Origin of the sequence: Pseudomonas sp. IzPS59 (assembly GCF_014863505.1) — a bacterium.
GTDB classification, from domain to species: domain Bacteria; phylum Pseudomonadota; class Gammaproteobacteria; order Pseudomonadales; family Pseudomonadaceae; genus Aquipseudomonas; species Aquipseudomonas kribbensis.
The window spans coordinates 5,243,317-5,256,387 of sequence record NZ_CP062251.1; the positions used below are offsets into that span (position 1 = coordinate 5,243,317).

Here is a 13,071-nt window from a genome sequence, read left to right on the forward strand (position 1 = left end):
CTGATGCAAAATCGACATTTTTGTAGCGGCCGCATTCAGGAAGGGCCTCATCATTCTCAGGAAATAAAATGCCTACCCCAACTGGTTCCACGCTTAGTTTTTATTCCTCGCTGACCGGCGTCAAACCTGTTGACAGCCTATTGTCCGGATCCTATTGGGCGGGATCCAATTGGCCACTGGGCGGGTCCACCAACCTGACCTACAGCTTCATGTCCGCCAGCACCTCCTACTTCGCGACCAACTACAGTGCCGACAATGAATACAACGCCATGTATGACCTGTCGACGTCGCAGCAAGGCGGAATCATCAGGGCGCTAGCCTCCTGGAGCTCGGTTGCCAATATCACGTTTACCAAAACCACTGACGACATTTCCAATGTCGGCGATTTGCGTTTTGGCGGTTATGCGTTGATGAAAGACCAGGCGGCGGCCTGGGCCTACACCCCATCCAACACACCCAAGGGCGGCGACGTCTGGATTGGTGATCCCGCCAACGAATTCCCGATCAATGGCTCTTACGACTATCTGACCTACATTCATGAAATCGGTCATGCCATTGGGTTGAAGCACCCGTTCTCCCCCAACTCGCTGAACTCGACGATTCTCGACCCGTCGCTGGACGATGTCCGTTTCACCGTCATGAGTTACAACAACAACTACTCCTACCAGCCAACGACGCCGATGCTTCTGGACATCCTCGCGATCCAGGCACTCTACGGCGCCAATACCCAGTGGCAGGCCGGCGATACCGTCTACAGCTGGAAGCAGTACGACAAGATTTTCGAGACGATCTGGGACTCCGGTGGCAACGACACGATCGATGCCAGCAACCAGATGTCTTCGGTCAGCCTTGATCTGAATGAAGGTGCATTCAGTTCGATCGGCGTTGGCTTCTTCTACAACACGAACAACTTTTTCAACAGTGGCCTGGCCATTGCCTATGGTTCCAAAATCGAAAACGCCATCGGCTCGACGTTCAACGACCAGATTCGAGGCAATGCCCTGGACAACGTTCTGGATGGTCGTGAAGGCGCCGACTACATGGTGGGCGGAGCAGGTAACGATACCTACTACGTTGATAACAGAGGTGACGTGGTCGTCGAAACCGGTACGTCACCCACCGAAATCGACTCGGTGTTTTCAACGGTCACCTATGACCTGTTCGGCAGTCCAAACGTAGAAAACCTGACACTGCTGACCAACGCCAACCTCAACGCTTACGGCAACGCGTCGAATAACGTGATCGCCGGCAATGCCGGCAATAACATTCTCGATGGCCGCGAGGGTACCGACCTCTTGATTGGCGGTGCCGGTAACGACACCTACATCGTCGACAACGTCGGCGACGTGATTGTCGAATCCAGCACCCTCGCCACCGAGATCGACAACGTGCTGGCGTCGGTGACCTATACCCTTGGCGCCAACCTGGAGAACCTCACGCTGACCGGCAGTGCCAACATCAACGGCACCGGCAACACGCAGAACAACGTGATCACCGGCAACGACGGCAATAACCAGCTCGATGGTGGTGCAGGCGTCGACACCCTGATCGGCGGCAAGGGCAACGACGACTACAGTCTCGATCAGGCTGATGAACTGGCTCTGGTTCAGGAAAAGGCCAACGAAGGCAACGACACTCTGCACATCAGCTATGACGCCAACGCACAGACCAATGTCATCGACCTGAACCAGAACAACCTGGTGAACTTCGAGAACGTTCAGGTGCTGGGCAAGGGCGCGTTCAACCTCATTGGCAACAACCTGAACAACGTGTTGAGCGGCAACGACTCCGCCAACAATCTGCAGGGCGGTGCCGGCAACGATGTTCTGGACGGCGGCGCGGGGGCCGACACGCTGGTGGGAGGAACAGGCGACGATACTTACGTGATCGACCGCCTCGACGATACGGTCGTCGAACTCGCCAACGAAGGTCGCGACCTGGTACGCACGAGCGTCAGCTACACGCTCGGGGCCAATATCGAAGACGGCGAGCTGCTGGGCACAGCCTCGATCAACCTTACGGGTAACGAGTACAACAACGTCCTGACGGGTAACTCGGGCAATAACATCATCGATGGCGGCGTTGGCGCCGACACCATGCTCGGCGGCGCGGGCAGCGACACCTATTATGTCGACAACACCAACGATGTAATCATCGAGGACTGGTCCTACGACCATGACCTGGTCTATTCCTCCGTCAGCTACACCCTTGGCAACTACATCGAAACCCTGACGCTTACCGGCACGGCCAACCTTAACGGCACAGGTAACTTCAGTGACAACCGGATCAATGGCAACAGCGGCAACAACATTCTCGATGGCGGATCCGGTGCCGACTGGCTCTGGGGCGGCGCGGGCGATGACGTCTACATCATCGACGACATCAACGACCGAGTGATGGAGTTCAATGGCAATGGTCATGACGAAGTACGTACGACGGTCACCTACACCCTCTCCAACTTTGTAGAAGACGGTGTGCTGCTGGGCTCTGCATCCATCGACCTGACAGGCAACGACCTGGTCAACGTACTGACCGGCAACAGCGGCAACAACGTACTGGATGGCGGTGCGGGTGCCGACATCATGACCGGCGGTGCCGGCAACGACACCTACGTGGTCGACAACGTTGGCGATGTGATCAACGAAACCAGCACCCTCGCCACTGAGATCGACACCGTTCGCGCTTCGATCGACTACACCCTCGGCGCCAATCTGGAAAACCTGACCCTCACCGGAACAGCCAACCTCAACGGCACCGGCAATGCGCTGAACAACGTCATCACCGGTAACGACGGCAACAACGTCCTCGACGGCGGCACGGGTGCTGACCTGATGGCAGGCGGGCTCGGCAACGATACCTACATCGTCGACAACGTCGGCGACGTGGTCAGCGAAACCAGCACCCTGGCCAGCGAGATCGACACCGTAAAAGCCTCGGTGGACTTCATCCTCAGCGCCAACCTGGAAAATCTGATACTGACCGGCAACGCCAATATCTATGGTATCGGCAACACCCAGAACAACGTCATCACCGGTAACGACGGCGACAACCAGCTCAATGGCGGTGCCGGTCTCGACACCCTGATCGGCGGCAAAGGCAACGATACCTACTTCCTCGATCAGGCCGGTGAACTGGCGCTGGTGCAGGAAAATGCCGGCGAAGGCAACGACACGCTCAATGTCGTGTATGCCGCCACGGCACAAAACAGCCTGATCGACCTGGGCCTGAGCAATCTGCAGAACATCGAAAACCTCACAGTGCTGGGCAGCGGTGCGTTCAACGTGACCGGCAACGGTCTGAACAACACCCTGACCGGCAACACCTCCGACAACATCCTCGATGGCGGTGCAGGGGCTGACCTGATGATTGGCGGTGCCGGCAACGACACCTACGTGGTCGACAACATCGGCGACGTGGTCAGCGAAACCAGCACTCTGGCCAGCGAGATCGACACCGTAAAAGCGTCGATCGACTACACCCTCGGCGCCAACGTGGAAATTCTCACCCTGACCGGCACTGCCAACCTCAACGGCACCGGCAATGCGCTGGACAACGCGATCAACGGCAACGCCGGTGACAACATTCTCGACGGTGGCGCCGGCGCCGACCTGATGGTGGGCGGGCTCGGCAACGATACCTACATCGTCGACAACGTCGGCGACGTGGTCAGGGAAACCAGCACCCTGGCCAGCGAGATCGACACGGTAAAAGCGTCGGTGGACTACATCCTTGGCGCCAACCTGGAAAACCTCACGCTGACCGGCAACGCCAATACCTATGGCATCGGCAACGCCCTGAACAACGTCATCACCGGTAACGACGGCGACAACCAGCTCAATGGCGGTGCCGGCCTCGACACCCTGATCGGCGGCAAAGGCAACGACAGCTACTTCCTCGATCAGGCCGGTGAACTGGCGCTGGTGCAGGAAAATGCCGGCGAAGGCAACGACACCCTCAATGTCACTTATGCCGCGACGGCGCAAAACAGCCTGGTCGACCTGAGCCTGAGCAATCTGCAGAACATCGAAAACCTCACGGTGCTGGGCAGCGGTGCGTTCAACGTGACCGGCAACAGCCTGAACAACACCCTGACCGGCAACGCCTCCGACAACATCCTCGATGGTGGTGCCGGTGCTGACCTGTTGGTGGGCGGGCTCGGCAACGACACCTACATCGTCGACAACATCGGCGACGTGGTCAGCGAAACCAGCACCCTGGCCAGCGAGATCGACACCGTAAAAGCGTCGATCGACTACACCCTCGGCGCCAACGTGGAAATTCTCACCCTGACCGGCACCGCCAACCTCAATGGCACCGGCAATGCCCTGGGCAACGCCATCAACGGTAACTCAGGTGACAACATTCTCGACGGCGGCGCCGGTGCCGACCTGATGGTGGGCGGTCTCGGCAACGATACCTACATCGTCGACAACGTCGGCGACGTGGTCAGAGAAACCAGCACCCTGGCCAGCGAGATCGACACCGTCAAAGCCTCGATCGACTACATCCTCGGCGACAACCTGGAAAACCTCACGCTGACCGGTAATGCCAATACCTACGGCATCGGCAACGCCCTGAACAACGTCATCATCGGCAACGACGGCGACAACCAGCTCAATGGCGGCGCCGGCCTCGACACCCTGATCGGCGGCAAAGGCAACGATGCCTACTTCCTCGATCAGGCCGGTGAACTGGCGCTGGTGCAGGAGAACGCCAACGAAGGCACCGACACCCTGAATCTGGTTTATGCCGCTACGGCTCAGACCCGACTCGTCGACCTGAGCCTGAGCAATCTGCAGAACATCGAAAACGTCTCGCTGCTGGGTGCTGGCGCTTTCAACATTACCGGCAACAGCCTGAACAACACCCTGACCGGCAACGCCTCGGACAACATTCTCGATGGCGGTGCGGGGGCTGACCTGCTGATCGGTGGTGCCGGTAACGACACCTACGTGGTCGACAACGTCGGCGACGTGGTCAGCGAAACCAGCACCCTGGCCAGCGAAATCGACACCGTAAAAGCGTCGATCGATTACGTCCTCGGCGCCAACCTGGAAAACCTCACGCTGACCGGCAACGCCAATACCTACGGCATCGGCAACGCCCTGAACAACGTCATCATCGGTAACGACGGCGACAACCAGCTCAATGGCGGTGCCGGTCTCGACACCTTGATCGGCGGCAAAGGCAACGACAGCTACTTCCTCGATCAGGCCGGTGAACTGGCGCTGATGCAGGAGAATGCCGGCGAAGGCAACGACACCCTGAATGTCGTGTATGCGGCCACGGCACAAAACAGCCTGATCGACCTGAGCCTGAGCAATCTGCAGAACATCGAAAACCTCACGGTGCTGGGCAGCGGTGCGTTCAACATTACCGGCAACAGCCAGAACAACACCCTGACCGGCAATGCTGACGACAACGTGCTCGATGGCGGTGCCGGCCTGGATACCTTGATCGGCGGTAAAGGTAACGACACCTACGTTCTCGATCAGGCAGGCGAACTGGCGCTGGTGCAGGAAAATGCCAATGAAGGCAGCGACACGCTCAATATCGCTTATAACGCCACGGCGCAGACAAGCCTGATCGACCTGACACTGAGCAATCTGCAGAACATCGAAAACGTCTCGCTGCTCGGCAGCGGTGCATTCAACGTGACCGGCAACAGCCTTAACAACCTGCTGACCGGTAACGCTGCCGACAACGTGCTCGATGGCGGTGTGGGCGCTGACCTGATGGTAGGCGGGCTCGGCAACGATACTTATATCGTCGACAACGTCGGCGATGTCATCCGGGAAACCAGCACCCTGGCCAGCGAGATCGACACCGTAAAAGCCTCGGTGGACTACATCCTCAGCGCCAACCTGGAAAATCTGATACTGACCGGCAATGCCAATACCTACGGCATCGGCAACGCCCTGAACAACGTCATCACCGGTAACGACGGCGACAACCAGCTCAATGGCGGCGCCGGGCTCGATACCCTCATCGGCGGCAAAGGCAACGACAGCTACTTCCTCGATCAGGCTGGTGAACTGGCGCTGGTGCAGGAGAATGCCGGCGAAGGCAACGACACGCTCAATGTCGTGTATGCCGCCACGGCGCAAAACAGCCTGATCGATCTGAGTCTGAGCAATCTGCAGAACATCGAAAACCTCGCGGTGCTGGGCAGCGGTGCGTTCAACATCACCGGTAACGGCCTGAACAACACCCTGACCGGCAACGCCTCCGACAACGTTCTCGATGGCGGTGCCGGTGCTGACCTGATGATTGGCGGTGCCGGCAACGACACCTACATCGTCGACAACGTCGGCGACGTGGTCAGCGAAACCAGCACCCTGGCCAGCGAGATCGACACCGTGCGCGCCTCGATCGACTACACCCTCGGCGCCAACGTGGAAATTCTCACCCTGACCGGTACTGCCAACCTCAATGGCACCGGCAATGCGCTGGGCAACGCCATCAACGGTAACTCCGGTGACAACATTCTCGACGGTGGCGCCGGCGCCGACCTGATGGTGGGCGGGCTCGGCAACGATACCTACATCGTCGACAACGTCGGCGACGTGGTCAGAGAAACCAGCACCCTGGCCAGCGAGATCGACACCGTCAAAGCCTCGGTCGACTACATCCTCGGCGACAACCTGGAAAACCTCACGCTAACCGGTAATGCCAATACCTACGGCATCGGCAACGCCCTGAACAACGTCATCATCGGCAACGACGGCGACAACCAGCTCAATGGCGGTGCCGGCCTCGACACCCTGATCGGCGGCAAAGGCAACGATACCTACTACCTCGATCAGGCCGGTGAACTGGCGCTGGTGCAGGAGAACGCCAACGAAGGCATCGACACCCTGAGTCTGGTTTATGCCGCCACGGCTCAGACCCGACTCGTCGACCTGACCCTGAGCAATCTGCAGAACGTCGAGAACGTCTCGCTGCTGGGCGCTGGTGCGTTCAACATTACCGGCAACAGCCTGAACAACACCCTGACCGGCAACGCCTCCGACAACATCCTCGATGGTGGTGCAGGGGCTGACCTGTTGATCGGCGGTGCTGGCAACGATACCTACATCGTCGACAACGTCGGCGACGTGGTCAGCGAAACCAGCACCCTGGCCAGCGAGATCGACACCGTAAAAGCGTCGGTGGACTACATCCTTGGCGCCAACCTGGAAAACCTCACGCTGACCGGCAACGCCAATACCTATGGCATCGGCAACGCCCTGAACAACGTCATCATCGGCAACGACGGCGACAACCAGCTCAATGGCGGTGCCGGCCTCGACACCCTGATCGGCGGCAAAGGCAACGACAGCTACTTCCTCGATCAGGCCGGTGAACTGGCGCTGGTGCAGGAGAATGCCGGCGAAGGCAACGACACCCTCAATGTCGTGTATGCCGCGACAGCGCAAAACAGCCTGATCGATCTGAGCCTGAGCAATCTGCAGAACATCGAAAACCTCACGGTGCTGGGCAGCGGTGCGTTCAACATCACCGGCAACAGCCTGAACAACACCCTGACCGGCAACGCCTCCGACAACATCCTCGATGGCGGTGCCGGTGCTGACCTGTTGGTGGGCGGGCTCGGCAACGACACCTACATCGTCGACAACATCGGCGACGTGGTCATTGAAACCAGCACCCTGGCCAATGAGGTCGACACCGTGCGCGCCTCGATCGACTACACCCTCGGCGCCAACGTGGAAATTCTCACCCTGACCGGCACCGCCAACCTCAATGGCACCGGCAACGCACTGGGCAACGCCATCAACGGCAACGACGGCGACAACATTCTCGACGGTGGCGCCGGCGCTGACCTGATGGTGGGCGGTCTCGGCAACGATACCTACATCGTCGACAACGTCGGCGACGTGGTCAGAGAAACCAGCACCCTGACCAGCGAGATCGACACTGTTAAAGCGTCGGTGGACTACATCCTTGGCGCCAACCTGGAAAACCTCACGCTGACCGGCAATGCCAATATCTACGGCATCGGCAACGCCCTGAACAACGTCATCATCGGCAACGACGGCGACAACCAGCTCAATGGCGGCGCCGGGCTCGATACCCTCATCGGCGGCAAAGGCAACGATGCCTACTTCCTCGATCAGGCCGGTGAACTGGCACTGGTGCAGGAAAACGCCAACGAGGGTAACGACACCCTCAATGTCGTTTACTCGGCTACGCCGCTGACCAACCTGATCGACCTGAGCCTGAGCAATCTGCAGAACGTCGAGAACGTCTCGCTGCTGGGCAGCGGTGCGTTCAACATTACCGGCAACAGCCTGAACAACACCCTGACCGGCAACAGCGCCAACAACGTTCTGAATGGAGGCGCCGGCGCTGACACGCTCATCGGCGGCGCAGGCGCGGACACCTTTGTTTTCAGCGCCGTCAACGAAATGGGGATCGGAGCCAATCGTGATGTCATCAGCGACTTCAGCAGCCTGCAGGGTGACAAGATCGATCTGAGCCACTTCGATGCCAATCTGCTGGCGGCAGGCCTCAATGGTTTCACCTTCATTGGCGCAGGTGAATTCACTGGAGCCGGGCAACTGCGATTCGTCGATCACATTCTTTCGGGCAACGTCAGCGGCAACGCCACGGCAGACTTCGAAATCCAGTTGGTGGGGGTCAATACATTCAGCGCCAACGATCTGGTGGCCTGATGGTTTTACCGTAAAGCTGCAATCCGGCCTGGCTCACAGGCCGGATAAAAAAACGCCCCGATCGTATCGGGGCGTTTTTTATTGGCCGTGACCGTTGAATATCCGCTAACACAACACGCCCAGCTCCTTGGCCCGCGCCACGGCCTGCGTGCGCCGCTCCACCCCCAGCTTGCTGTTGATATGGCTGGCATGGGTTTTCACGGTATGTAGCGAAATGAACAGTTGCTCGCTGATTTCCTGATTCGAACAGCCTTGGGCGATCAACCGCAGGACTGCCAGTTCCCGGCTGCTCAGTTGTTCCGCTGTCGGGAGCTCTTGAACGTTGCGCGATGCCACGGGAGGGAAATGCTCCAGCAATTGCTGGCTGGCGAAACCCGGCAACATCAGCAACAGCTGCCCGCGCAACCACTCGGCATGTTGTTTGACCAGAGCATCAAAGGGCTGCAACACCCCGCCGCTGGCCGCTTCAATCGCCTGAGCCAATGCTTTTCGGGCTTCAGGTTCACGACTGCTCGCCAACAGTAACGCCACTTTTTGCGTCAATGCCATCACGCTCAACAGCTGACGTCCGGTTTGCTGGCCGTTTTCCAGCAATACATTCAGCCGCCCTTCGGCGAGCATGGGTTGCCCCTGAATGACGTCCAGCAACGCCTGCTGCAATTCGACATGCAATGGCAATTGCGGGTGAAACTCCGGCGGAGCTGCGGCACGTTCGCCGGTGTAAGTCTGACCCAGCCTCCCCAGCCAGGCCTCTGCCAGGTCAATGCGTCCCTGCGCCAGCCACAGTTCACATTTGACCAGGGTAATCATCGCCAGGTAGTAGATCGGCGGAACGTCCCAGATGTGCATCAGACGCTCGGCTTCGGCCAGCTCGGCAAAGGCCCGTGCGTAGTCGCCGCTGCTGCCGTCAAGTCGGGCGATGACGCAATGGCCGATCAACACGCTGATATCCCGACAGGCTCGAGCTTCGCTCAACCCCGTCTGTAATCGATGGCGCGCCGCTTCAGGTTGCAAGCGCATGGCCAACAGAAATCCCTCGTACAGCGTCAACCGCGCACGCACGGCGTACAAGCGCTGGGCCGATAATCCACGCAGGCGCTCCAGGCCCTGTTGCACTTCATCGAGCGAACGCACAATTTCCCCACGTGCCTGCAACACCCGGGCGCGGTCGTAATGGGCCAACGCTTCGAACAGCGGATTGCCGACCCGCTGCGCCAGTTCCAGGGATTCTCGGTTCAAGCCTCGTGCGCGCCATAGATCGCCATCGGCAATCGCCAGGTTGGACAAGGTCGACAAACACATCAGGCGCTGGCCATATCGCTTGGCCGGCAAGCTCTCCAGCGCTTCGCTGCAATATTCGATGGTCTGCTCGCGATGGCCCCGGCCTCGGGCGATGATGCCCTTGAGCGCCAGCCATTGAGCGAGCATGGATTTCTGTGCGGTGGCCGATGGCGCCGGCAGAAACCGGCTCAGGTGACTGGCAAGCTCCTCGGCCGCATCGAGCTGACAGGCCAGCCCCAGCGCCCAGCTGTACAACACGATCAGGCGCGGCGTGCTGATCAGCAAGCTATCGGGCAAGTCCATTTTCCAGCGCAACAACATGCCGACGTTCTGTTCGGCGAGCAACTGTTCCTCGGAAAGGTTCTGCACCAGATTCGCCGCCACGTCCAGATGCCCTGCGCGCAACGCCTGTTCCACGGCTTCGTCCAGCAAGCCTTGAGCATTGAACCAGCGACAGGCGCGCAGGTGCAGCGTAGCAACAGGCACCACCGCCCGAGCGATTGGCCGACTGCGCAACAGATCGGAAAACAGATGGTGATAGCGATACCAATGCCCGTGTTCATCCAGCGGCACCAGAAACACCTGATGCGCCAACAGGAAGCGCAGAATCTCGGCACTGTCGTGGGCTTCGCGCACCGCATCGCACAGCTCGCTGCAAAAACGTTCCTGCGGCGCGGTGTCGTAGAGGAACGCCTGCACCTCGGCCGGCAGGCAGTCGATCACTTCTTCCAGCAGGTAATCACGGATCAGCCCTTCCCCGCTGTTCAAGGCCTGCGGCAATGCGGCATCGCTCCCGGCCTCGGATACCGCCAGCAACCAGAAGCGCAGCCCCGCCACCCAGCCTTCACTGCGCTGGATCAGGTTTTCCAGGGCCTCGCCGCGTAGCGAGCTGCTGTGCCGATCGAGCAACGCCAGCGCTTCGTCGTGGGTCAGGCGCAGATCCTGTTCATGCAGTTCCAGCAACTGTCGCGAAAGACGCAGACGGGCGAGATGCCAGTCGGGCCGCTGGCGGCTGGTGACCATGACCAACAGGCCATCGGGCAAATGATTGAGAAAAAATTGCAGGCAGCGGTCGAGTACCGGCCCCTGGGCGAGGTGATAGTCGTCCAGTACCAATAACAGCGGCGAGGTCGGTTGCAGGTGCAGTGCCAGCTCATCGAGCAGGCCATCGAGCCATTCTTCGAAGGCGAACGGTTGATGACGCTGGCGCATTTTCAACAGGCCGAGTGCGCGGCTGCCGAGTTCCGGGAAGTAGTCCTGCAGGCCTTCGAGCAGACGCTCGAGAAAGCGCCCCGGGTCGCTGTCCCGGGCGCTCAGTCCCAGCCACAGACTTTGCCAATGTCCTGGCAGACTTTGACAGAACTCCACGGCCAGCGAACTTTTGCCAAACCCGGCCGGGGCGCAGACCAGCAACAGACGTCCACCGAGCCCGGCTTGCAGTCGCTCGCAAAGTCGTGGCCGCAGTACGTATCCGTCAGGCAGCGGGGGACGAAAGAAACGTCCGTCCAGTGCCGCGACGGCAACGCTTGCAGGACCCGGAAGTGGGGACAGATCAGTCATGGCCGGCTCTTGTTCGAATGGCTGTTGGCGGCGTAGCAGATGTCCGCAGACTAGCCTTAAACGGCGTACATATGAAGTTGTTGCTACAAATGGCTACAAAATCACCACGCAAAAAAAACGCCCCGAACCAGTCGGGGCGTTTTTTCGAGGATGCGGCCTCGGGTTACAGCTTAGCGGATACCGTCCTGGCCCAGGTTGCCTGGCTGAAATTCGCTCTTGGTGGCAGAGAAGCCGAAGTCATAAGCCTGTTTCTCTTCGTTCTTCATGCCCAGTGCCAGGTAACGACCGGATTGCAGGTCGTACAGGGTTTCCAGCGCGTACCACGGCACTTGCTTGTCGTAGTAGTCCTCGGCATGGGCCTCGGCGACGCGCCACAGCTGACCGCGACCGTCATAGTGGTCGATGACCGCTGCCTGCCAGGTATCTTCATCGATGAAGAAGTCACGTTTGGCGTAGATGTGGCGCTGGCCCGGCTTCAGGGTCGCCACCACGTGCCAGACGCGGCGCAGCTCGTAACGGGTCAGGTCCTGATTGATGTGGCCGGCCTTGATGATGTCGGCGTACTTCAGCGTCGGCGAATCGATCTTGTAGCTGTTGTTGGCAATGTACATCTCTTTCTTGCCTTCGAGCTTCCAGTCATAACGATCCGGTGCGCCGTTGTACATGTCGAGGTTGTCGGAGGTACGCAGGCCGTCCGCCGCGGTACCCGGACCGTCATAGGACACTTGTGGTGCCTGACGCACACGGCGCTGACCGGTCGCATAGACCCAGGCCTTGCGCGGTTCCTTCACCTGGTCGAGGGTCTCGTGCACCAGCAGCACGGTACCTGCCAGACGAGCCGGCGCGGTCACTTTCTGCTTGAAGTAGAACAGCACGTTGCCCGGGTTGGCCGGATCGTAATCCTTCATCTTGTCGCGGAACACGAACTGGTCCTGGAAATACACCAGGCTGAACGAGCCGTTGGTCTGCGGCGTCGCCTGGGTCACCAGACGGGTCACGCTGCCACCGCGATAGCGGGTGATGTGGTTCCAGATGACTTCCAGACCGTCTTTCGGGATCGGGAACGGGATGGCGGTCTGGAAGTTTTCCAGACCGTTGCCACCGGCTACCAGCGTGGTGGTCGTGGCGTTTTTCTTGATCGCGGCGAACACGTCATCCGGCACGGTGGCACCGCGATGGGACGGGTAGACCGGCATCTTGAAGGTGTCCGGGTAACGCTTGAACATCGCGTACTGGCCCGGCGCAAGCTTGTCCTTGTACTGGTCGACGTTCTGCGCGGTGATGGTGAACAGCGGTTTTTCACTGCCATACGGATCGGACAGGAAGCCTTTGCTGTCGACGGTGCCGGCATTCTTCGCCAGCGGTTTCCAGGCCGGGATCGAACCGTCGGCGTTGCCCGCCATCTCGGCGCCCATCGGGGTCAGGCTCTTGCCCAGTTTGTCGGCTTCGGCGGCAGGGACCGCCGCCATCACGCTGGTCGCCAGCAGCGAAAGCCCCAGAACACCGGCGTGGAACAGATTCTTTGTTATTTTCATAGGTTTGTTCGTCCTGAAAA

Annotated in this window: 3 protein-coding genes; 1 reads left to right on the plus strand and 2 read right to left on the minus strand. The window is 59.5% G+C overall.

The annotated features are described in order from the left end of the window. Window positions 1-209 precede the first annotated feature (209 nt). The gene (locus tag IF189_RS28915) at window positions 210-8,675 is read left to right on the plus strand and encodes a M10 family metallopeptidase C-terminal domain-containing protein (RefSeq protein WP_225739919.1); all 8,466 of its coding nucleotides are present in this window, start codon (window positions 210-212) and stop codon (window positions 8,673-8,675) included. Between the two features lie 105 nt (window positions 8,676-8,780). Here the strand turns inward: IF189_RS28915 and IF189_RS23475 are convergent, their stop codons facing one another. Continuing rightward, the gene (locus IF189_RS23475; RefSeq protein WP_134828059.1) at window positions 8,781-11,516 is read right to left on the minus strand and encodes a LuxR C-terminal-related transcriptional regulator; all 2,736 of its coding nucleotides are present in this window, start codon (window positions 11,514-11,516) and stop codon (window positions 8,781-8,783) included. Between the two features lie 170 nt (window positions 11,517-11,686). After that, the gene (locus tag IF189_RS23480) at window positions 11,687-13,051 is read right to left on the minus strand and encodes a DUF1329 domain-containing protein (protein WP_085733654.1); all 1,365 of its coding nucleotides are present in this window, start codon (window positions 13,049-13,051) and stop codon (window positions 11,687-11,689) included. Between the last annotated feature and the right edge of the window lie 20 nt (window positions 13,052-13,071).

Bases quoted from the DNA above. Each gene is read 5' to 3' on its own strand.
- IF189_RS28915 (WP_225739919.1), top strand. From the start codon at position 210: ATGTCCGCCAGCACCTCCTACTTCGCGACCAACTACAGTGCCGACAAT.
- IF189_RS23475 (WP_134828059.1), bottom strand. From the start codon at position 11,516: ATGACTGATCTGTCCCCACTTCCGGGTCCTGCAAGCGTTGCCGTCGCG.
- IF189_RS23480 (WP_085733654.1), bottom strand. From the start codon at position 13,051: ATGAAAATAACAAAGAATCTGTTCCACGCCGGTGTTCTGGGGCTTTCG.